Origin of the sequence: Roseomonas populi (genome assembly GCF_024594815.1) — a bacterium.
In the GTDB taxonomy this organism is placed as follows: Bacteria; Pseudomonadota; Alphaproteobacteria; order Acetobacterales; family Acetobacteraceae; genus Roseomonas; species Roseomonas populi.
Genome location: NZ_JANJOU010000002.1, coordinates 389,525 through 410,508, shown reverse-complemented (window position 1 = coordinate 410,508; position 20,984 = coordinate 389,525). Strand labels below are relative to the sequence as shown.

At 70.7% G+C, this 20,984-nt stretch carries 21 protein-coding genes and 1 tRNA gene; 11 read left to right on the top strand and 11 right to left on the bottom strand.

Annotated elements, in window-relative coordinates:
* The first annotated feature begins 722 nt into the window (after positions 1 to 722).
* Positions 723 to 1,064: a hypothetical protein gene (locus NRP21_RS04985; RefSeq protein ID WP_257715068.1), complete on the top strand. Its 342-nt coding sequence runs from the start codon at positions 723 to 725 to the stop codon at positions 1,062 to 1,064.
* Between the two features lie 37 nt (positions 1,065 to 1,101).
* On the opposite strand, the gene NRP21_RS04980 is transcribed toward NRP21_RS04985, so the two are convergent.
* From NRP21_RS04980 to ssb, 6 genes are all read right to left on the bottom strand, one after another.
* A tRNA-Lys gene (locus tag NRP21_RS04980) sits at positions 1,102 to 1,177 on the bottom strand.
* A gap of 58 nt (positions 1,178 to 1,235) precedes the next feature.
* Positions 1,236 to 1,754, bottom strand: a complete 519-nt coding sequence (locus tag NRP21_RS04975) for a peptidylprolyl isomerase (RefSeq protein WP_257715067.1) — start codon at positions 1,752 to 1,754, stop codon at positions 1,236 to 1,238.
* Positions 1,755 to 1,818: 64 nt separating this feature from the next.
* Positions 1,819 to 2,391, bottom strand: coding sequence for a peptidylprolyl isomerase (locus tag NRP21_RS04970; protein ID WP_257715066.1), 573 nt, complete (start codon positions 2,389 to 2,391; stop codon positions 1,819 to 1,821).
* Positions 2,392 to 2,432: 41 nt separating this feature from the next.
* Entirely contained in the window at positions 2,433 to 2,939 is a 507-nt protein-coding gene (coaD, locus tag NRP21_RS04965) for a pantetheine-phosphate adenylyltransferase (RefSeq protein WP_257715065.1), read from the bottom strand.
* Positions 2,932 to 5,721, bottom strand: a complete 2,790-nt coding sequence (gene gyrA, locus NRP21_RS04960) for a DNA gyrase subunit A (RefSeq protein WP_257715064.1) — start codon at positions 5,719 to 5,721, stop codon at positions 2,932 to 2,934. Before gyrA ends, coaD begins: the two co-directional genes overlap by 8 nt.
* Positions 5,722 to 5,781: 60 nt before the next feature.
* On the bottom strand, positions 5,782 to 6,339 hold the full coding sequence (gene ssb / locus NRP21_RS04955) for a single-stranded DNA-binding protein (protein WP_257715063.1): 558 nt from the start codon (positions 6,337 to 6,339) through the stop codon (positions 5,782 to 5,784).
* A gap of 341 nt (positions 6,340 to 6,680) precedes the next feature.
* Here ssb and uvrA point away from each other — a divergent pair, with 341 nt between their 5' ends.
* Complete coding sequence (gene uvrA / locus NRP21_RS04950) at positions 6,681 to 9,554, top strand: excinuclease ABC subunit UvrA (RefSeq protein WP_257715106.1); 2,874 nt, start codon at positions 6,681 to 6,683, stop codon at positions 9,552 to 9,554.
* A gap of 7 nt (positions 9,555 to 9,561) precedes the next feature.
* Here the strand turns inward: uvrA and NRP21_RS04945 are convergent, their stop codons facing one another.
* Positions 9,562 to 10,344, bottom strand: a complete 783-nt coding sequence (locus tag NRP21_RS04945) for a phytoene/squalene synthase family protein (protein WP_257715062.1) — start codon at positions 10,342 to 10,344, stop codon at positions 9,562 to 9,564.
* Positions 10,345 to 10,474: 130 nt separating this feature from the next.
* Between NRP21_RS04945 and NRP21_RS04940 the strand changes: the two genes are divergently transcribed.
* Positions 10,475 to 11,110, top strand: coding sequence for a superoxide dismutase (locus NRP21_RS04940; protein WP_257715061.1), 636 nt, complete (start codon positions 10,475 to 10,477; stop codon positions 11,108 to 11,110).
* Between the two features lie 103 nt (positions 11,111 to 11,213).
* On the opposite strand, the gene yajC is transcribed toward NRP21_RS04940, so the two are convergent.
* On the bottom strand, positions 11,214 to 11,561 hold the full coding sequence (gene yajC, locus NRP21_RS04935; protein ID WP_257715060.1) for a preprotein translocase subunit YajC: 348 nt from the start codon (positions 11,559 to 11,561) through the stop codon (positions 11,214 to 11,216).
* A gap of 103 nt (positions 11,562 to 11,664) precedes the next feature.
* Here yajC and NRP21_RS04930 point away from each other — a divergent pair, with 103 nt between their 5' ends.
* Positions 11,665 to 12,516, top strand: a complete 852-nt coding sequence (locus tag NRP21_RS04930) for an ATP-binding protein (protein ID WP_257715059.1) — start codon at positions 11,665 to 11,667, stop codon at positions 12,514 to 12,516.
* Positions 12,516 to 13,472 (top strand): MBL fold metallo-hydrolase, encoded by a 957-nt coding sequence (locus NRP21_RS04925; RefSeq protein ID WP_257715058.1) that lies wholly within the window; start codon positions 12,516 to 12,518, stop codon positions 13,470 to 13,472. The genes NRP21_RS04930 and NRP21_RS04925 overlap by 1 nt, the downstream gene beginning before the upstream one ends.
* A gap of 4 nt (positions 13,473 to 13,476) precedes the next feature.
* Here NRP21_RS04925 and NRP21_RS04920 read toward each other — a convergent pair whose 3' ends face one another.
* From NRP21_RS04920 to prpB, 3 genes are read right to left on the bottom strand one after another with little or no spacing between them, the layout of a single operon-like run.
* Positions 13,477 to 13,896, bottom strand: a complete 420-nt coding sequence (locus NRP21_RS04920; protein WP_257715057.1) for an SRPBCC family protein — start codon at positions 13,894 to 13,896, stop codon at positions 13,477 to 13,479.
* Between the two features lie 21 nt (positions 13,897 to 13,917).
* Positions 13,918 to 14,388: a DUF192 domain-containing protein gene (locus tag NRP21_RS04915; protein ID WP_257715056.1), complete on the bottom strand. Its 471-nt coding sequence runs from the start codon at positions 14,386 to 14,388 to the stop codon at positions 13,918 to 13,920.
* A 2-nt stretch (positions 14,389 to 14,390) separates the two neighbouring features.
* Positions 14,391 to 15,329: a methylisocitrate lyase gene (gene prpB, locus NRP21_RS04910; protein WP_257715055.1), complete on the bottom strand. Its 939-nt coding sequence runs from the start codon at positions 15,327 to 15,329 to the stop codon at positions 14,391 to 14,393.
* A gap of 215 nt (positions 15,330 to 15,544) precedes the next feature.
* Between prpB and NRP21_RS04905 the strand changes: the two genes are divergently transcribed.
* From NRP21_RS04905 to NRP21_RS04880, 6 genes are read left to right on the top strand one after another with little or no spacing between them, the layout of a single operon-like run.
* Complete coding sequence (locus tag NRP21_RS04905; RefSeq protein ID WP_257715054.1) at positions 15,545 to 16,261, top strand: CoxG family protein; 717 nt, start codon at positions 15,545 to 15,547, stop codon at positions 16,259 to 16,261.
* Positions 16,254 to 17,156, top strand: a complete 903-nt coding sequence (locus NRP21_RS04900) for an AAA family ATPase (protein WP_257715053.1) — start codon at positions 16,254 to 16,256, stop codon at positions 17,154 to 17,156. The genes NRP21_RS04905 and NRP21_RS04900 overlap by 8 nt, the downstream gene beginning before the upstream one ends.
* Positions 17,153 to 18,325, top strand: a complete 1,173-nt coding sequence (locus NRP21_RS04895) for a vWA domain-containing protein (RefSeq protein ID WP_257715052.1) — start codon at positions 17,153 to 17,155, stop codon at positions 18,323 to 18,325. The genes NRP21_RS04900 and NRP21_RS04895 overlap by 4 nt, the downstream gene beginning before the upstream one ends.
* The gene (locus NRP21_RS04890) at positions 18,322 to 18,642 is read left to right on the top strand and encodes an XdhC family protein (protein ID WP_257715051.1); all 321 of its coding nucleotides are present in this window, start codon (positions 18,322 to 18,324) and stop codon (positions 18,640 to 18,642) included. Before NRP21_RS04895 ends, NRP21_RS04890 begins: the two co-directional genes overlap by 4 nt.
* Positions 18,639 to 19,337 (top strand): XdhC family protein, encoded by a 699-nt coding sequence (locus tag NRP21_RS04885; RefSeq protein ID WP_257715050.1) that lies wholly within the window; start codon positions 18,639 to 18,641, stop codon positions 19,335 to 19,337. Before NRP21_RS04890 ends, NRP21_RS04885 begins: the two co-directional genes overlap by 4 nt.
* Positions 19,334 to 20,956 (top strand): molybdopterin-binding/glycosyltransferase family 2 protein, encoded by a 1,623-nt coding sequence (locus tag NRP21_RS04880; protein WP_257715049.1) that lies wholly within the window; start codon positions 19,334 to 19,336, stop codon positions 20,954 to 20,956. Before NRP21_RS04885 ends, NRP21_RS04880 begins: the two co-directional genes overlap by 4 nt.
* Positions 20,957 to 20,984: the final 28 nt, after the last annotated feature.

Genomic DNA, 20,984 nt, shown 5'->3' with positions numbered 1-20,984 from the left:
CCTTATCTGCATGCGGCCAGAATGCTGGAAAATATCGAATGAAACGTAACCGGCAGGGCAGCGGATCGTCACTGCCGGGGACGAGGCCCTCTCGCGCTTACCGAGGCCAGGGCCTGCTTCGACCGCGGTTCTCTGCTGCATCAGGACGCCCTGGGCGCCCTTGCTGCCTACAAGTCCTCCGGCCGCCGTTCCATTGTTGGAAATGGAACGGCTATCGTCCGGCAGACGGTCCACAATCTCGCCGCCGGCTCGGCCGGCCGGACGGCTGCCCCCGCCACCATCCGGCCGGTGAGCCCTTCAGCGCCAGCCCCGGTGCCAACCGTAGCGCGCGTGCCACCAGCCCCAGCCATATCTCGGATGGTAGCGCCAGCCGTAGCCCGGTGCGGGGATGGCGTAGGCCGGAGCAACGTATGCCACGCCCACCGGCGGAGGCGGTGGTTCGGCAACGCACCCAGCCAGCATGGCTGCGAGGGCACTCATGGCGAGGATGCGGAACATTCTTCCTCCTCCTATCGGTCCATCCCAGGGACAGACCCCGGGAACTGCGCGAGACCTCGGAGTGCACTGCCAAAGCGCGGGCCGATCAACCCGAATGAAGAGGCATCGGCCCTGTCGCGACCCTGGAGAAGAACGAAACCCTTGCTCAGGCCGTGGAGGCTGGGCATAGGCCGCCAGCCTTGCCACGCTGACACCATGACTGCCCCCGCCCAGGATCGCCCGTGATGGACGACATCCTCGCTGCCCCTGATCCCGATCCCCGAAAGGTTCTCGGCTGGTTGCCGCCTTACGGGGAATGGCGGGAGCTCTGGTTCACGCATCGGCCGGGCATGGATCCTGTCCCGGACGAGCCGATCCTCGCTGATCTGGAAGCGGCCGTTCTCGCCGGCTGGGCGGAAGGTGGCGAAATGACCTTCGGATTCAACGACGACAACCAGGCGGATGGCGCGCGGACAATGCGCGCCTACTGCACGACGCCGGCGGGGCTTCGGGCTAAAGCGGCAGCCGAGAGGCGGTGGGCCTCCAGCCCTGCGCGGGCCAGTGACGATTTCGGCCGACAGGCCTAGGCAAGATCCGGGACCTGCAGAGAGCCCGGGAAAAACGTGGTGCGCCCGCTGGGGCTCGAACCCAGGACCCCAAGATTAAAAGTCTCGTGCTCTACCGACTGAGCTACAGGCGCGTTCCGCGTCCGGTGCCCGACCTTTGGAAGGCCGGGCACCGGACGTCAAGCGGGAAGGTCAGGCCGCACCCGCCGGACGCATCTTCACGATGCGGTCGGGATTCTGGACCATGCCGCTGCCACCCGCGCCGCGCTTGATCTTGTCCACGTGCTCCATGCCGGAGATCACGCGGCCCCAGATCGTGTACTGGCCATCCAGGCTCGGGTACGGCCCGAACATAATGAAGAACTGGCTGTTCGCGCTGTTCGGGTTCTGGGTGCGGGCCATGCCGCAGGTGCCGCGCTGGAAGCGGGCCTTGGCCGGGGGAGAGAACTCCGCGGGCAGATCGGGCATCTGGCTGCCGCCGGTGCCGGTGCCGGTCGGGTCGCCGCCCTGGGCCATGAAGCCCTCGATCACCCGGTGGAAAGGCGTGTTGTCGTAGAAGCCCTCCGCCGCGAGGGCCTTGATGCGCTCGCAGTGCTTCGGGGCCAGCTCCGGGAGGAGCTGGATGGTCACCGTGCCGTCCTTCAGCTCCAGCACCAGGGTGTTCGCGTCGGCTTCGGCGGCCGGGGCCGCCGGGGTCGTTTCATCACTCATTTCAGCTTCCCGTTCGTTCGGAGCGGCGGCGCAGGGCCGCCGGTCGTGGCTCTAGAGCCGGTGCTCAGGCTGGCACGTCGGCGGCGACCCGCATGCGGACGATGCGGTCGGGGTTCTGGACCATACCGTTGCTGCCCGTGCCGCGCTTGATCTTGTCCACGTTCTCCATGCCGGAAACCACGCGGCCCCAGATGGTGTACTGGCCATCGAGGCCCGGGTTGGGGGCGAACATGATGAAGAACTGGCTGTTCGCGCTGTTCGGGCTCTGCGAGCGGGCCATGCCGCAGACGCCGCGCAGGAACCGCGCCTTGGCCGGGGGCGAGAACTCGGCGGCGAGGTCCGGCATCGGGCTACCGCCCGTGCCGGTGCCGGTCGGGTCGCCACCCTGGGCCATGAAGCCCTCAATCACCCGATGGAAGGGCGTGTTGTCGTAGAACCCCTGCCGCGCGAGGGCCTTGATGCGCTCCACGTGCTTGGGCGCCAGATCCGGCCGCAACTCGATGACAACCCGGCCGTCCTTCAGGTCCAGGTAGAGCGTGTTCTCGCGGTCCGCCTGCGCCAGGGCGGGCGTTGCCAGGGCGGGCACTCCCAGGGCTCCGGCGGCAATACCCACCGCCAGGATGTTCCGTCGCCCCATCCGCTTTCTCCTTCAACCCTGCCCGGCTCGGCGCCAGGCCGTCAGCCGCTCCGGCCCAGGCGCCGGAGCGTGCGCTCCCGCGTCAATTGGGGCACGAAGCCGGAAATGTCTCCTCCCAGCACCGCGATCTCCCGCACGAGGCGCGAGGCGATGAATTGGGTGGACTCCCCGGCCATGAGGAACACCGTCTCGACCCCAGGGTCGAGGCGGCGATTCATCCCGGCCATCGGCGCCTCGTAGTCGAAATCCGCTACCGAGCGGAGGCCGCGAATGATCACATTCGCGCCCACATCCCGCGCCAGGGTCACCAACAGCCCCTCGAAAGGCACGGCCTGGATGACGGTGCCGGTTTCCCGGGCGATGGCCTGGGTCTCCGCCAACACCAGCTCCAGCCGCTCCTCCAGCGGGAAGAGCGGGCCCTTGCCGGCGCTGCGGGCCACCCCGATCACCAGCCGGTCAACCAGCCGGGCCGCCCGCCCGATCACGTCCAGATGGCCGTTCGTGACCGGGTCGAAGGTGCCGGGATAGACGCCGACCCGATCAGGCATCGGGGGCGTCGGGCTCTGCCGCGCTGGCCTCCGGCGCCGAACCGTCATCCACCACGACGAAGCAGGAGGTCACCGCCTCCCCCTTGTCCAGGCGGAAGAGGGTGACGCCGGCGGCCGGCCGGCCCATCACGCGCACCTGGTCGGACGGCATGCGGATCAGGCGGCCATTATCGGTCACCAGCATCACGTCGTCGCCCGGACGCACGGGGAAGGTCGCCACCACCGCGTGGCCCTTGTTGCGGCCCAGCGGGATACTCGCGATCCCCTGCCCGCCCCGGCCGGATCGGCGGTACTCGTAGGCGGAGCTGCGTTTGCCGAAGCCGGTGTCGGTAACGACGAAGAGAATCTCCTCCGCCTCCGTCAACTCCTGGGCCCGCTCGTCCGTCAGCGCGACTTCCTCGGCGGGTTCCGCCCCCTCCTCGGCCGTGGCGTCGGCTGCCGCAGTCGCCTCTGCCGCCTCCTCCGCCGTGGCCTCGCCCTGGGCCCGGCGCCGGGCGGCGGCGAGCTTCAGGTAGGCGGCGCGCTCGCCCGGCGTAGCCGGTACGTTGCGCAGGACCGAGAGCGCGATAACCGCATCATCCTTGCCCACCAAGCGGATGCCGCGCACGCCCGTGGAATCACGCCCCGCAAAGACGCGCAGCACGCCTTCTTCCGCCGTGAAGCGGATGGCACGACCCAGGCGGGTGGCCAGCAGGATGTCGTCGCCCTCCCGGCAGGTCTGCACGCCCACCAGGCTGTCGCCCTCGTCCAGCTTCATCGCGATCAGGCCGGCGGCGCGGACATTGCGGAAGTCCGACAGCTTGTTGCGCCGGACATTGCCCGACACCGTCGCAAAAACGAGGTGCAGGTTCTCCCACAGGCCCTCATCCTGCGGCAGGGGCAGCACGGCCGTGACCGTCTCGCCATCCTGCAACTGGAGAAGCTGGCGGAGCGAGCGGCCGCGAGCCGTCGGCCCGGCCTCCGGCAAGCGCCAGACCTTCTCACGGAAGGCCATGCCTCGGCTGGTGAAGAACAGGACGTGCTGGTGCGTATGCGCGTTAAAGCTGCGGATGACGACATCGTCCTCCCGCGTGCCCGCCGCGCTGCGGCCCCGGCCACCCCGGTTCTGGGCGCGGAAAGTCTCCAGCGGCGTGCGCTTCACGTAGCCGTCGCGGGTCAGGGTGACGACCATCAGCCCCGGCTCGATCAGGCTCTCGTCGTCCTGCTCGGCCAGCCCGTCCACGATCTGCGTCATGCGCGGCACGGCGATCTGGGCGCGCACCTCCGCAAGCTCCTGGGCCATCAGCTCCAGGCGGCGCGGGCGGGAGGAGAGGATCTCCAGCAGCTCGCGGATCTGGGCGGCGATCTCGTCCAGCTCCTGCTGGATCTTCTCGCGCTCCAACCCGGTCAGGCGGCGGAGCGTCAGCTCCAGGATGCCGCGCGCCTGCGCCTCGGTCAGGTGGACGGTGTCGTCCTGCACGATGTTGCCGGCATCATCCACCAGCGCCAGCAGCGCGCCGATGTCGCCGGCCGGCCAGGCCTTCGCCATCAGGGCCGCGCGCGCCTCGGCGGCGTCCGCGCTGGCGCGGATAATGCGGATCACCTCGTCGATGTTCGCCACCGCGATGGCGAGGCCGATCAGGATGTGGCCGCGGTCCCGCGCCTTGTTCAGCCGGAAGCGGCTGCGGCGGGTGATCACCTCCTCGCGGAAGCGGATGAAGACCTGCAGCGCGTCACGCAGGCCCATCTGGCGCGGCGTGCCGTCGTCCAGCGCCAGGAAGTTCACGGCGAAGGAGGTCTGGAGGTTCGTGAAGCGGTAGAGCTGGTTCAGCACCACCTCGGCCGTCGCATCCTTCTTCACCTCGATAACGATCCGCATGCCGTCGCGGTCGCTCTCGTCCCGCAGGTCGGAGATGCCCTCCACCTGCTTGGCGCGGGCCAGCTCGGCGATGCGCTCGATCAGCGTCGCCTTGTTCACCTGGTACGGCACCTCGGAGACGATGATGGCCTGCCGGCCGCCGCGCATCTCCTCGATCTCGCAGCGCGCACGCACGGGGATGGAGCCGCGCCCCGTCTCGAAGGCGGCCTTGATGCCCGCGCGGCCGAGGATGAGGCCGCCCGTCGGGAAGTCCGGGCCGGGCATGATCCCCATCAGCTCCTCGAGCGTGACGTCGGGGTTGGCGATCATCGCCAGCGTCGCGTCGATCACCTCGCCCGGGTTGTGGGTCGGGATGTTCGTCGCCATGCCCACGGCGATGCCGTTTGAGCCGTTGACCAGAAGGTTCGGGTAGGCGGCGGGAAGAACCTTCGGCTCCTCCGCGCTCTCGTCGTAGTTGGGCGAGAAGTCGACGGTGTCCTCGTCGATGCCGGCCAGCAGCGCCGTGGCCGACTTCGCCAGCCGTGCCTCGGTGTAACGCATGGCCGCCGGCGGGTCGCCGTCCATGGAGCCGTAATTGCCCTGGCCGTCGATGAGCGGGACGCGCATGGAGAAGGGCTGCGCCATGCGGACCATGGCGTCGTAGATCGCGCTGTCGCCGTGCGGGTGGTACTTACCCATCACGTCGCCGACCACGCGGGCCGACTTCTTGTAGGGCTTGTCCGCCGTGAACCCGTTCTCGTTCATGGAGAACAGGATGCGCCGGTGCACCGGCTTCAACCCGTCCCGCGCGTCCGGAAGGGCGCGCGCCACGATCACGCTCATCGCGTAATCGAGGTAGCTGCGCCGCATCTCCTCCTCGAGGGTAACGGGCTGCGTCTCGTCGAAGGGCCGCTCGTCCGGCGGTCCGCCTTCCGTCTCGCTCACTTATTGCCTTCCAATCCGGCCGGAACGGCCATCAAGAGCCTGCCGCGATCAGCGCGGCCATCAGAACGGGATATCGTCGTCCAGGTCGGCCTTCGGCGCATCCCAGCCGCCGCCACCGGAGCCGCCGCCGCTGCGGGGCTTGCTGGCACCACCGCCGGAGGAGGAGCGGCCGCCATAGCCGCCACCGCTGGACCCGCCGCGCTCGCCGTAGCCACCGCCGCCCGAAGAGCCGCCGCTGAAGCCACCCTCCTCACCGCCGCCACCGCCCTGGCCGCGGCCGCCGATGAGGGTCAGCTCGCCCCGGAACTGCCGCAGCACGATCTCGGTGGTGTACTTCTCCTGGCCCTGCTGGTCGGTCCACTTCCGAGTCTCCAGCGCACCCTCGATATAGACCTGGTTGCCCTTCTTCAGGTAGCGCTCGGCTATCTCGCCCAGCTTCTCGTTGAAGATGGCGACCGAGTGCCACTCGGTGCGCTCCTGCTGGTTTCCCTCGCGGTCCTTGTAGCGCTCGCTGGTCGCCAGGCGCAGGTTCACCACCCGGCCGCCGTTCTGAAAGTTCCGCACCTCGGGGTCGCGCCCCAGCGTGCCGAGGATGATCACCTTGTTGACGCCGGCCATGCCACCCACATCCCTGCCCGGCCGGGGGCTCCCGGCCAGAACCGTTCACAACCTGTTTCAAGCGGCACCGCCCCATTCGGGGCCGGGGACCGCGAATCGCTGCCGCCCGCCCACGAATCCCTTTCAGGGAAACCTAGGCGGGTCGCGGAAGCTACCCCCCGGGAGGCGGCAAGGCCACCCCCCGGGGGGAAGGGACGAGGCGCCCCCCGGCGACCTCTTCCCGCCGCCATTATATGGTGGCAAACACCCCTGAACACAATGCGAACAAAAGGGTCGGATCGCCCGTGCCTGACAGCCTTCCCGAGACCACCGGACGCCTCGCCAACCGGGGCGGGCTCGAGATCGGCAGCGGCGGCCATATCCGCATCCGCGGGGCCCGCCAGCACAACCTCAAGAACATCGACCTGGACATCCCCAAGGGGACGCTGACGGTCATCACCGGCCTGTCCGGCTCCGGGAAGTCGTCCCTCGCCTTCGATACCATCTACGCGGAGGGCCAGCGGCGGTACGTGGAGAGCCTCTCCGCCTATGCCCGGCAGTTCCTGGAGCTGCAGCAGAAGCCGGACGTGGACAGCATCGAGGGCCTCTCCCCGGCCATCTCGATCGAGCAGAAGACCACTTCCCACAACCCCCGCTCCACCGTCGGCACGGTCACGGAGATCGCCGACTACATGCGCCTGCTCTGGGCGCGGGCGGGCATCCCCTATTCCCCGGCCACCGGCCTGCCGATCGAGGCGCAGACCGTCTCCCAGATGGTGGACCGGACCCTGGCCATGCCGGAGGGGACCCGGCTGCTCGTCCTGGCCCCCATCGCCCGCGGCAAGAAGGGCGAGTGGAAGAAGGAACTGGCCGAACTTCAGCGCCGGGGCTTCGAGCGGGTGAAGGTGAACGGCACCCTCTACCGGATCGAGGAGGTGCCCGCCCTCAACAAGAAGCTGAAGCACGATATCGAGGCGGTGGTGGACCGCGTGGTGGTGCGGGAAGGCGCCCAGCAGCGCCTGGCCGACAGCTTCGAGACGGCGCTCGGCCTCTCCGACGGCGTGATCTACCTGGAAGGGGCGGATGACGGGGCGCGGACCGTCTTCTCCTCCCGTTTCGCCTGCCCGGAGTGCGGTTTCACGATCGAGGAGATCGAGCCCCGCCTCTTCTCCTTCAACTCGCCCCAGGGCGCCTGCCCGGAATGCGACGGGCTGGGGGTGGAGAGCTTCTTCGACCCCGCCCTGGTGGTGCCGGACGACGCCAAGAGCATCGCGGATGGCGCCGTGGCCGCTTGGGCGGGTGGCTCCTCCTCGCCCTATTACGACCAGACGCTGGAAAGCCTGGCGCGGCACTTCAAGGTCGCCACCAGCACGCCCTGGGCCGACCTGCCCAAGGCGGTGCGGCAGGCCATCCTGCACGGCACCTCGGACGTCGTGACCCTGAAGTACAAGGACGGGCTGCGCGCCTACGAGGTGAAGAAGGCCTTCGAGGGGGTGATCCCGAACCTCGAACGCCGCCTGCGCGAGACGGATAACCCCTGGGTCCGGGAGGACCTTCAGCGCTACCAGTCCGAGCGTCCGTGCCATGTCTGCCAGGGCGCCCGGCTGAAGCCTGAGGCGCTGGCTGTCCGGGTGGCCGACCTGAACATTGCCCAGGCCAGCGACCTCTCCATTCGCAAGGCCATGGAGTGGTTCGCGGAGGTCTATGACCAGCTCACCCCGCAGCGGCAGGAGATCGCCCGACGCATCCTGCGGGAGATCAACGACCGGCTGCGCTTCCTTGTGGACGTGGGACTGGACTACCTGTCCCTCGCCCGCGGCTCCGCCAGCCTCTCGGGCGGCGAGAGCCAGCGCATCCGCCTGGCCTCCCAGATCGGTTCCGGCCTGACGGGCGTTCTCTACGTGCTGGACGAGCCCTCCATCGGCCTCCACCAGCGGGACAACGAGCGCCTTCTCGTCACGCTCCGGCGCCTGCGAGACATCGGCAACACCGTGCTGGTAGTGGAGCACGACGAGGACGCAATCCGCGCCGCCGACTACCTCGTGGACATCGGCCCCGCGGCCGGCGCCGGGGGTGGACGCATCATCGCCCAGGGCACGCCCGAGGAGGTGATCGCCAACCCCGACAGCGTGACCGGTGCCTACCTCTCCGGCCGGCGCAGCGTGCCCGTGCCGGCGCAGCGGCGTCCCCTCGACCCCAAGCGGCAGCTGAAGGTCGTGGGCGCCACGGGCAACAACCTGAAGTCCGTCACGGCGAGCCTGCCCCTGGGCACCTTCACCTGCGTCACCGGCGTCTCCGGCGGCGGCAAGTCGACCCTGGTGATCGAGACCCTCTACAAGGCCGCCGCCCGGCGCCTGATGGGCGCGGGCACCGTCCCCTCCCCGCACGAGCGGATCGAGGGGCTGGAGCTGCTGGACAAGATCATCGACATCGACCAGTCGCCGATCGGCCGTACCCCGCGCTCCAACCCCGCGACCTATACCGGCCTCTTCGCCCCCATCCGGGACTGGTTCGCGGAACTGCCCGACTCCCGGGCGCGCGGCTACAAGGCCGGCCGCTTCTCCTTCAACGTGAAGGGCGGCCGCTGCGAGGCCTGCCAGGGCGACGGCCTGATCAAGATCGAGATGCACTTCCTGCCGGACGTGTACGTCACCTGCGACACCTGCAAGGGCAAGCGCTACAACCGCGAGACGCTGGAGGTGAAGTTCCGCGGCAAGTCCATCTCTGACGTGCTGGAGATGACGGTGGATGAGGGACTGGAGTTCTTCTCCGCCGTGCCCGCCATCCGGGACAAGCTGAAGGTGCTGAGCGAGGTGGGGCTGGGCTACATCCACCTGGGCCAGCAAGCCACCACTCTTTCGGGCGGCGAGGCGCAGCGCATCAAGCTGGCGAAGGAGCTGGCCCGCCGCGCCACCGGCCGCACCCTCTACATCCTCGACGAGCCGACCACCGGCCTGCACTTCGAGGATGTACGCAAGCTGCTGGAGGTGCTGCACGCGCTGGTGAACCAGGGCAACACGGTGCTGGTGATCGAGCACAACCTGGAGGTCATCAAGACCGCTGACTGGATCCTGGACATGGGCCCGGAGGGCGGCGATGGCGGCGGGCGCGTGGTGGCTGAGGGCACGCCGGAGGAAGTGGCCGCCAGCCCGGAGAGCCATACGGGCCGGTTCCTGGCTCCCCTCCTCACGGCCCGTGAGGCGGCACCCCCGGTAAAGAAGCGCAAGCGGGCCTGATTCCCGGTCAGGCCCGGCCGCGCAGCCCCGCCCAGGTCACGGCCAGCCGGTCCCCGGCCCCGCGCGGGGCCGCGGGTGCGCCGGGCTGCCAATCCGGCCGCAGGACCCGCTGAAGGTCCCGCCGCGCCAGCACGCCCGGCAGCGCGGCAGCGACGGCGCGGGAGGGCAGGCTGGCCAGGAGCTTCCGGCCGGATTCCAGAACTTCCAGTCCCTTCCGCGCCAGCGCCTGCCCGGCCCGGACCGGGTCCTCGCCCTCGGGCAGCGGGTCCCGCCCCTGCGCGGCCAGGGCCGGGAGGCTGCGGAGCGTGCCCGCCACTCCGTAGGCCGTGCCAATCTGCCGAAGCCCCTCCGATGAGGTATCGGGGGCGCCGAGCAGCCGGCCAGTCGCCGCGGCCAGGCCGCCGGCCGTGCCGCGTAGCCGTTCCAGCAGCGGCACCGCTTCCTCCCCGGTCTCATCCGCCTCCCGCGCCTCAATCAGGGCGAGGAGCGCCGCGGGATCAAGGCTCCCGGCGCCGATCGCGCGGGAGAGCGGCCCGGCCACCTCGTGCCGGCGCGCGGGCTTGCCCGCCACCGCTTCCTCCACCGCGTCCCGCCACCACTGCAGGCGGATCAGCACCATCATGGGCTCCCGCGCCGCCTCCCGCGCGCGCGCCAACTCGTGGTTGAAGGCGATGAGGGTGAAGATCGCCTCCCTCGACCCGGCGGGCGCAAAAAGGGCGCAGAGGAAGCGGTCCGGATCGTGCCGGCGAGCGAATTCGGCGAGGGATGTTGGGTCGGGCGTTTCGGCCATGCCGCGCCCCCTTGGCCCGGCCCCGGCCTCCTGTCCAGCGGCTCTCGCGCCGGATTGAGGCGCCCCGCCCTTGGCCGGGGCGCCTATCGGCGCGACATTGCGCGCCGAATCACCCGCAAGGAGATGTCACATGGCCTTCAGCCTGCCCCCCCTGCCCTATGACGTGAACGCCCTCGCCGCCCGTGGCATGCAGCAGGAGACGCTGGAGCTGCACCACGGCAAGCACCACCAGGCCTATGTCACCGCCCTCAACGGTCTGGTGGAGAGCAAGGGCCTCTCGGGCAAGACCCTGGAGCAGATCGTGGCCGAGGCCGGCAAGGGCGGCGCGGACTCCCTGCCCGTGCTGAACCAGGCCGGCCAGCACTGGAACCACCTGCTGTTCTGGCAGTGCATGTCCCCCAATGGCGGCGACGACAAGATCCCGGACGCGCTGAAGTCCCGGATCGAGAGCGATCTCGGTGGGTTGCAGAAGTTCAAGGATGACTTCAAGGCCGCCGGCGTGGGCCAGTTCGGCTCCGGCTGGGCCTGGCTGATCGAGGACGCCTCCGGCAAGCTGAAGATCACCAAGACCCCGAACGGCGCGAACCCCATCTCCACCGGCGAGGGCACGCCGCTCCTCGGCGTGGACGTGTGGGAGCACTCCTACTACCTGGACTTCCGCAACCGCCGCCCGGACTACCTGTCCAACTTCCTCGATAAGCTGGTGAACTGGGAGTACGTCGCCTCCCTGCTCGGCAAGGGCATGCAGTCCGGCCAGTCTGCCTGATCGATTTCCGCCCGATCCATAGGCGCTGAAACGAGGAAGGGCGCCGCGGGGAGACCCGCGGCGCCCTTCGCGCATCCGGCGCCCGCCGAAGCGGGCCTCCGGCTCAGGCCTTGGTGCCCGCCGTGTCGTTCGCCGGGGTCGGGCGGATCACGCTGCCGATCGTGGTGCGAACGATGGTCACGCGCACGTTCGGGGCGATCTCGGCCTCGATCTCGTCCGAGCCCTCCTTCACCTTCGTGATGGTCGCCACCATCCCGCCGCCCGTCACCACCCGGTCACCGCGCTTGAGCTGGCCGAGCATGTCCCGGTGTTCCTTCATCTTCTTCTGCTGGGGGCGGATCAGGATGAAGTAGAAGACGATGAAGATCAGGATCAGCGGCGCGAACTGCATGATCATGCCGGCCGCGCCGCCTGCGGCCGCGTCCTGGGCGTAGGCCGGGGAAATGAACATAGGGCTGGGCTTCCGTCCGGTGTGAGGGGGTGCGAAGAGGGGCGGAAACTAGCTGCCCACCCCCCCGCGTCAAGCGCGCGGGGCCGCGTTCCGGGAAACGATCATGGAAACCGCCCTTCTGACCCGAATTGCCGAGGCGCTGGAGCGCCTGGCGCCGCCCCCGCCCGCCCCGCCGCGGCTGGACGGGGCCGATGCCTTCATCTGGCACCCCGGTCCCACGCCGCGCCTCTCGCCCGTGCGGCGCGTCGCGGCGGTGGACATCGCGCTTCTCCAGGGGGTGGAGGCGCAGAAGGCGCTGCTGCTGGAGAACACGCTGCGCTTCGCCCGCGGCCTTCCGGCTAACAATGCCATGCTCTGGGGCGCGCGGGGCATGGGCAAGTCCTCGCTGGTGAAGGCGGCCCATGCCCGGGCGAATGCCGAGCGGCCGGGCAGCCTGGCGCTGATCGAGATCGCGCGGGAGGACATCGTCACCCTGCCCGAGTTGCTGGAAATCCTGCGGGACAGCCCCCGCCGCACGCTCGTCTTCTGCGACGACCTCTCCTTCGAGCGGGAGGACGCCGACTACAAGGCGCTGAAGTCCGTGCTGGATGGCGGCATCGCCGGCCGCCCGCAGAACGTCATCTTCTACGCCACCTCGAACCGCCGGCACCTGATGCCGCGGGACATGATCGAGAACGAGCAGCAGCGAGCCATCCACGCCAGCGAGGCAGTGGAGGAGAAGGTATCCCTCTCCGACCGCTTCGGGCTGTGGATCGGCTTCCACAACTGCGACCAGCCCACCTATTTCGCCATGGTGGAGGGTTACGCGAAGGCACTGGGCCTGCCGATCGAGCGCGATGCCCTGCTGGCGCGGGCGAAGGAGTGGACGATCACCCGCGGTTCCCGTTCCGGCCGCGTCGCCTGGCAGTTCGCGCTGGACATGGCCGGGGAGTTGGGCGTGAAGGTGGACGCCTGATGCGGCAGGGCGCCCGGCGGGGGCCGGACGGGCGGTTCCTGAACCCGGACGGCAGCACGGCGGGCAACCCGCTTCGCGAGGTGTGGCGGATGATGCGGGAGGGGGCGGGCACGCCCTGGCCCCGGCAGGTCACGGACCCGGCCGAGGACCCGCCCGCGGAGCCCCCGCCCGGCCATGCCGCCGTCACCTTCATCGGCCACGCGACCTTTCTTATCCGCCTGCACGGCGGCCCGACGCTGCTGACCGACCCGATCTGGTCCGAGCGGTGCAGCCCCTTCTCCTTCGCCGGGCCGCGCCGGGCCCGAGCCCCGGGCCTTAGTCTGGACGCGCTGCCGCCGCTGGACGCGGTGCTTCTCTCCCACAACCACTACGACCACCTGGACGTCCCGACGCTGCGGGCGCTGAAGGCACCGCGGGTCATCACGGGGCTGGGCAACTCCCGCATCCTCACCCGCAACCGCCTGCCGGCGGCGGCGGAGCTGGACTGGTGGGGCGAGACCTCCATCGGCCGGGCTACCGTCACCTACCTGCCGGCGCGCCACTTCTCCGCGCGGGCCATCGGCGATCGTGGCCGGTCCCTCTGGGGCGGATTCGCCGTGCGGGTGGCGGAGGGATCGCTTCTCTTCGCCGGCGACACCGCTTACGGCGGGCACCTCCACGAGATCGGGACGGAGGCCGGGCCATTCGGCGTCGGGCTGATCCCCATCGGCGCCTATGAGCCGAACTGGTTCATGCGCGCCGTCCACATGAACCCTGAGGAGGCGGTGCGGGCGCGCGCGGAAACCCGGACCCGAACCGCCGTGGCCATGCATTTCGGGACCTTCAAGCTCACCCAGGAGGGCATCGACGAGCCCGCCCGCGCCCTGGCCGAGGCGTGCTCCTCGGCCGGGCTGGCCGGGGACGACTTCATCGTCCCGCGATTCGGGCAGACCCTGGTGCTGCCGCTCGGCGCCTGAGCCCTCAGAGGATCGCGGCCAAGCGATCGAACATCACGCCCCAGTCGCCTTCCGTCTCGTCCGTCAGATCGGGTGGCAGCCCCTCCTTCGTCAGGGAAAGCAGGCTGCCTCCGGCCTCGGGCGTGATCTCCACGACGAAGCGGTCCACGCCATGCCGCAGGGCCGGCACGCCGAAGGCGAGCACGATCCGGCGCGGCGGCTCCAGCTCGATGAACTCGCCATATCCCTCGTGGAGGGCGCCGCGAAGGCGGAACACGCCCCCGGGGCGTGCGTCCATTGCCAGCTCCGCTATCTCACCGACCAGCCCCGTGAAGAGCCACTGGGCAGCGAGCTCCGGGTCCGTCCAGGCCTGGAACAGGCGCGCCGGCGGCGCGGCGAAGCGGTGCCGGACGAAAAGCCCTTCGGTGGTGGGATCGATAGCCATGCGCAACCTCCGGTTGGGAGGCTAACGCGCGGTCCCGAAGATTCGCTGCTCCACCTTGTCGCCCACGCGAATGCCCAGCCGCTCCGCCGTGCCCGCCGCGAGTTCCAGCGTGGCCCGCACCGGGCCGTTGGAACTGACGGTAGCGAGGCTGTGCGGCACCGTCCGCTCCGCGATCCGCAGCACCGTGCCGTTGGCGGTGATGAACACCATGTCCAGGGAGGTGATGGTGTTCCGCATCCACATGCTGCTCTCCCGGGGCTGCCCCCAGTCGAACAGCATGCCCTCGTTCGGCGCGACGGAAGGGCGGAACATCAGCCCGGTCATCTGCTGCTCCGGCTGGATCGCCATCTCAACCTGGAACTCGTGCCGCTTGCCGTCGCGGGTGATGATGACCAGGGGTTCCGTCGGCAGCTTCGGCTGCGGCCCGTCCTGCGCGAGGGCAGGCGCGGCCGGCAGCGCCGCCAGGAAGCCGAGGAAGAAGCGGCGGTTCATCGTCACTGCGCCGCCCCCGGGAAACGCTGCGGCATACCTTCGGGGACGACCGTCTTCACGAGGGTGGAATCCAGCGCCTCGTATTCGTGGTAGCCGATCGTCTCGTAGAGCTGCGCCCGGGTCTGCATCCGCCCCACCATGCCCTGCGTCCCGCCGTCCCGGTTGATGGCGGCGTAGAGCTCCTCCATGGCACGGTTCGCCACCCGCAGGTGGGAGACGGGCCAGATTACCATGGCGTAGCCCATCTCCTCGAACTCCTTGTCCGTGAAGAAGGGGGTGCGGCCGAACTCCGTCATGTTCGCCAGCAGCTTCACTCCGGGCATGCGGCGGGCGAACTCCCGGAACATCTCGGCGGTGTTCAGCGCCTCCGGGAAGATCGCGTCCGCGCCGGCCTCCATGAAGAGCTTCGCGCGGCCGACGGCGCCATCCATCCCCTCGCTCGCCGCCGCGTCCGTGCGGGCGATGATGTAGAGGTGCTTCCGGGCCCGCCGGGCGGCGGCAATCTTCGCCGCGAAGTCGTGCGGGTCGGCCAGCTTCTTGTCGTTCAGGTGGCCGCACTTCTTCGGCAGCAGCTGGTCCTCCAGCTGCACCGCCGCCGCCCCCGCATCCTCGAAGGAGCGGACCATGTTCATGACGTTCAGCGCCTCGCCATAACCCGTGTCGCCATCGACGAGCGCGGGGAGCGAGGAGGCGCGCGAGACCTGGCGGACGTGCCAGCACACGTCCTCCACCGTGATCATGCCGAGATCGGGCAGGCCCATATTGGCCGACATGGCGGCGCCGGAGACGTAGAGCGCCTCGAACCCCGCCCGCTTCGCCAGCAGCGCCGCCATGCCCGTATGCGCGCCGGGCATGCGCAGGATTCCCGGGCGGTCCAGCAGCGCACGGAAGCGCTGGCCGGCCGGGACATCCGGCAGGTCGTCACCGATCACGTAGGGCATGCAGAACCTCCCGGGCGTGGCGCGGGGCAAGGGGCGGCCCCGTCGGGGCGCCGGGTCGGCCGGCGTCTTCAGTCCGGCGGCAGGCTACACCCGGCCTCACGGGGCGGCCAGATGGGGGAATCTTGGGAGGAACTAGGCAGGGACGCCCCTTCCCACCTCCCTTCCCCTCCCCTAGCTTGCGCCGCGGGACGAAACACTGCCGGGGAGAGACGGGCATGGACATGACGGGGAGCCGCCGCATCGAGGCGCCGCGCGAGCGGGTCTGGGATGCGCTGAACGACCCCGCCGTGCTCCAGGCCAGCATTCCCGGTTGCGAATCGGTGGAGCGCACCGGGCCGGACAGCTTCGCCGCCAAGGTGGCCGTGCGGATCGGCCCGATGTCGGCCAAGTTTGGCGGCAAGGTGACGCTGACCAACATCAACCCGCCCGAGGGCTACACGATCACCGGCGAGGGCCAGGGCGGCGCCATGGGCTTTGCCCGCGGCGGAGCGGACGTGGCCCTGGTCGCCGAAGGTCCGTCCACCACGACGCTCAACTACAATGTGAAGGCGCAGGTGGGCGGCAAGATGGCCCAGCTCGGCGCGCGGCTGGTGGACAGCACCGCCCGCCAGATGGCCGACCAGTTCTTCGACCGCTTCGCCGCCCAGGTCGCCGCCGCTGAGACGGTGCCGGCCTCGGCCACCGGGCCGGCCACCGCCGCGCCGGCGGCGCCGGACATGGTGCCCACCACCGGCCCGTCCGTCGCCAGCACCGGGCAGCCGATCGAGCCGCGGCAGACCGCGGTGGCCGCGCTGCGCCCCGGCGCCGCCACAGGGAACATGGCCGCCATCCTGGCCGCGATCCCGCGCGAGCCCTTCGGCCTGCCGATCAACCTTTGGATCGGCGGCGCGCTCTTCGTGGTGATCCTCGGGCTGCTCTTCGTCATTGGCTGACTTCCCGCCCAGGGACGTCGCCGCGACCCAGGCGCTGCTTGAGGCGGGCGGCTACGTCGCCGATGCGGCCCTGGCCACCACCGTCCACCTCGCCCTGGCCATGGGCCGCCCCCTGCTGCTGGAAGGCGAGCCCGGCACGGGGAAGACGGAGATCGCGAAGGTGCTCGCGGCGCAGCTGCCGCGGCGACTGGTCCGGCTGCAGTGCCACGACGGCATGGACCTCGCCTCCGCCGCCTATGAGTGGAACCACGCCCGCCAGCTCATGGCCATCCGCCTGGCCGAGACGGCGCACGAGGCCGACCGTTCGGCGCTGGAGCGCGGCCTCTACGACCGCCGCTTCCTGGAGCCGCGCCCCCTCCTCCAGGCCATCGAGGGCAGCCCGGCGCTGCTGCTGATCGACGAGCTGGACCGTGCGGACGAGCCTTTCGAGGCCTTCTTGCTGGAGGTTCTGGCCGACTTCCAGATCACCGTGCCGGAACTGGGCACGATCCGGGCGCAGACCCCGCCCGTGGTCGTCGTCACCTCCAACCGCACGCGGGAGGTGCACGACGCCATCCGCCGCCGCTGCCTGTACCACTGGGTGGACTATCCGAACGCAGCGCGGGAGCGCGCCATCCTCGCCCGGCGCGCCCCGGAGGTGCCGGCCGCCCTTTCCGCCCAGGTCGTCGCCTTCGCGCAGGAGCTGCGGAACGGCGACGCCTTCTTCAAGCCGCCCGGCGTGGCGGAAACCGTGGATTGGGCGCGTGCCCTGACCGCGCTGGACCGGCGGGAGCTGGAGCCGGCCGCGGCCGAGGCCACGCTCGGCGTGCTGCTGAAGTACCAGGACGACATCGCGCGCCTGCGCGGGGCCGAGCTGGCCCGGCGGGTGGAGGAGGCGCGGGAGGCGGCTGGGTGAGTGCCCTCGCCCCGAACCTCCTCGCCTTCGGGCGGGTCCTGCGCCGCGCCGGGCTGCCCGTGGGCTCTGCCGAATCCCTGTCCGCCGCCGAAGCCCTCTCCCACGTCCCCCTCACGGACCGCGCTGCCTTCCGCGCGGCCCTGCGGGCGACGATGATCCATCGGCGCGATCATTTCGAAGTCTTCGACGCCGCCTTCGACCTCTTCTGGCGCAATCCCGATACCCCTGTCCGCGCAGCCGGCCCGGAGGACGCGCCGCCCGAAGCCGCGCCCCCCGCCGCCCGCCGCGCGGCGGAGGCCATGCCCGGCGCGAACCCGCCCGCGACGCCGGCCGGAGAACCGGAGCGGCGGGAGGATGCCGCCCTCACCGTCTCTGACCGCGAGAGGCTGAACCGGCTTGATTTTGAAGCAATGTCCGCTGAAGAACTGGCAGAGGCGAAGCGCGAAATACGCCGGCTGACCCTGCCCCTGGCCGAGCGCCCGACCCGCCGCTTCCGCCCGGACCCGTCCGGCCCGCGCGCCGACCTCCGCGCCACCATCCGCGCCTCCATGCGCCTGGGTGGGGAGATCGCGCGGATCGAGCGGCGGCGCCGGGTCACCCGCCCCCCGCCGCTGGTTCTTCTCTGCGATGTCTCGGGAAGTATGGCCCGTTACGCTCAGATTTTGCTGCATTTCATGCACGCGGTGGAGAATGATCGCGCCCGGGTCCACAGCTTCGTCTTCGGCACGCGGCTCACCAATGTCACCCGCGCCCTGCGGAACCGAGACCCGGAGGTAGCCTTCCAGGCGGTGTCCCACATCCTGCCGGACTGGTCCGGCGGCACCCGGATCGGGGAGGCACTGGACCGCTTCAACCGCCGCTGGGCGCGGCGGGTGCTGGGGCAGGGCGCGGTGGTGCTGCTGATCACGGACGGGCTGGACCGCGGCGGGGCCGAGGGGCTGTCCGAGGCGGCGGAGCGGCTGCGCCATTCCTGCCGGCGGCTGATCTGGCTGAACCCGCTCCTGCGGTATCAGGGGTTCCAGCCCCGCGCGGCCGGCATACGTGCCCTCCTCCCCCATGTGCACGAGCATCGCCAAGTGCATAACCTGAACAGCCTGCGCGCCCTGGTCGCCACCCTCTCGGGTGCCAAGATCAAAGACACGGGGCGGCGCGACGGGAGGCCTGCATGAGCGGCACCGAGGACATTCTGGAGACCGCCCGCGCCTGGCGCGCGGAGGGAGAGCGCGTGGCCCTGGCCACGGTGGTGGAGACCTGGGGCTCCTCGCCCCGCCCGGCCGGGTCCAGGCTGGCGGTGACGGGAAGCGGGCGGCTTGCCGGCTCCGTCTCGGGCGGCTGCATCGAGGGCGCGGTGGCCGACGTGGCCCAGCAGGTGATGAAGTCCGGCACTCCGCAGCTCCTGGATTTCGGCATCACCGACGAGCGCGCCTGGGAGGTGGGGCTGGCCTGCGGAGGCAAGCTGAAGGTCTTCGTGGAACCGCTGGCGTGACCCCCGAGACGCTGGAGGTACTCCAGGCCGCCCGGGCGGCGCGGCGGCCCGTGGCCCTGCTGACGCGCCTGCCCGACGGCGCGCAGCACCTTCACCCCCAGGAAGCCCTGCCCCCCGCACTGGCTGCGGCGGCCGAGGCGGCGCTGCTCTCCGACAAGGCCGGGCCTGTTACAGTTGGGGAGGAGACCTGGTTCGTCCAGCCGCAGACTCCGCCGCCCCGGATGATCGTCGTAGGCGCCGTCCACGTGGCCCAGGCTCTGGTGCCGATGGCCGCCGCCGCCGGCTTCGCCGTCACCATCGTCGATCCCCGCCGGGCCTTCGCCACGGAAGAGCGCTTCGCGGCCGATGCCGAGCTGGTGACGGAATGGCCGGACGAGGCGCTGGAGGCGCTGCGGCCGGACAACCGCACGGCGATCGTCACCCTCACCCACGACCCGAAGCTGGACGACCCGGCGCTGGACGTCGCGCTGAGGTCGGACGCTTTCTATGTCGGCGCCCTCGGTAGCCGGCGCACCCACGCCAAGCGCGTGGCCAGGCTGGAGGAGGCTGGGCATGGCGCCGGGGCGATCGCCCGCATCCAGGCCCCGGTCGGACTGGACATCGGCGCCGTGACCGCGCCGGAGATCGCCCTCTCCATCGTTGCCCAGGTGGTAGCGGCCCGCCGCGGCAAGCTGCGGAGCGGGGAACGCGGATGATCTTCGGCCCCACCCCGCTGGAGGAGGCGCGCGGCGCCGTCCTCGCCCACACGCTGCGGCTGCCGGACCGGGTGCTGAAGAAGGGCACGGTGCTGGACGCAGGCGCCATCGAGGCGCTGCGCGCTGCCCGGCACGCGGAGGTCGTCGCCGCGCGCCTCGAACCCGGCGATGTGCCGGAGGACGAGGCGGCGGACCGCATGGCGAATGCCATGCTGCGCCCGCTCGTCGCCCGCAGCCGGGCCGCAACCGGCCGCGTGAATCTTCTGGCGGAAACTGCCGGCCTGCTGCGGGTGGACACGGCGCTGGTGGATCGGCTGAACGCGCTGGACGAGAGCCTCACCCTCGCGACGCTGCCCGATTTCAGCGTGGTGCAGCCGAAGGACATGCTGGCGACGGTGAAGGTGATCCCCTTCGCCGTGCCCGGCGATGCCCTGCACGTGGCGGAGGCCATGCTGCGCGGCGGCGCGGCCCTTTCCCTGCACCCGTTCCGGCCGGTGAAGGTCGGCCTGGTCAGCTCCGAACTGCCGGGCATGAAGGAGGCGATCTTCGAGAACGGGATCGAGGCGACCCGGACCCGGATCGAGGCCCTGGCGGGCTCGCTGCTGCCGCCGGAGCGCTGCGCGCACGAAACGGGCGCCATCGCCGAGGCGCTGGGGCGGCTGCGGAAGGCGGGGGCCGAGATGCTGCTGGTCCTCGGCGCCTCCGCCGTGGTGGACCGGCGCGACGTTGCCCCGGCGGCAATCCTACGCGCGGGCGGCTCGATCGAGCATTTCGGGATGCCGGTAGATCCGGGGAACCTCCTCTGCCTCGGCCGGATCGGGGAGGTCCCGGCCATGGTCCTGCCGGGCTGCGCGCGCAGCCCGAAGGTGAACGGCTTCGACTGGGTGCTGGAGCGGCTTTTCGCTGGCGTTCCCGTCACACCGAAGTCGCTGATGCGGATGGGTGTCGGCGGGCTGTTGAAGGAGATCGAGACGCGCCCCCTGCCCCGCGGCGATGCCCCGCGCAGCGCCCCCGTTGCCGCGCCCCGGCGCCCCCGCCGCGTTGCCGCCCTGGTGATGGCGGCCGGGCGCTCCCGCCGCATGGCGCCGCTGAACAAGCTGATGGTGGCGGACCGCGAGGGCCGGCCCATGGTGGCGCGGGTGGTGGAGAACGCGCTGGCCAGCCGGGCCCGCCCCGTCCTCGTCGTCACCGGCCACGAGCACGAGCGGGTGGAGGAAGCGCTGACCGGCCGCCCCGTGCTGATGACCCATGCCGAGGACTATTCAGAGGGTCTCTCCGCCTCCCTCAAGGCCGGCATCGCCGCCCTGCCGCCGGATGTCGAGGGCGTGCTGGTGATGCTCGGGGACATGCCCCTCGTCTCCCCGGCCGTGCTGGACCGGCTCCTCTCGGCCTTCGATCCGGAGGAGGGCCGCGCGATCGTGCAGCCGACCTTCCGGGGCAAGCAGGGCAACCCCGTGCTTTGGGGGCGTGAGTTCTTCGGCGCGATCCTCGGCATCACCGGCGACGTGGGGGCCCGCCACCTGACGGGGCTGCACGCCGACCGCTTGTTCAACGTGGAGGTGTCGGATGACGGCGTGCTCAGGGATTTCGACACGGCGGACACGCTGAAGGGGCTCTGACCCGTCAAGCCCTGACCTTCCGGCCGGC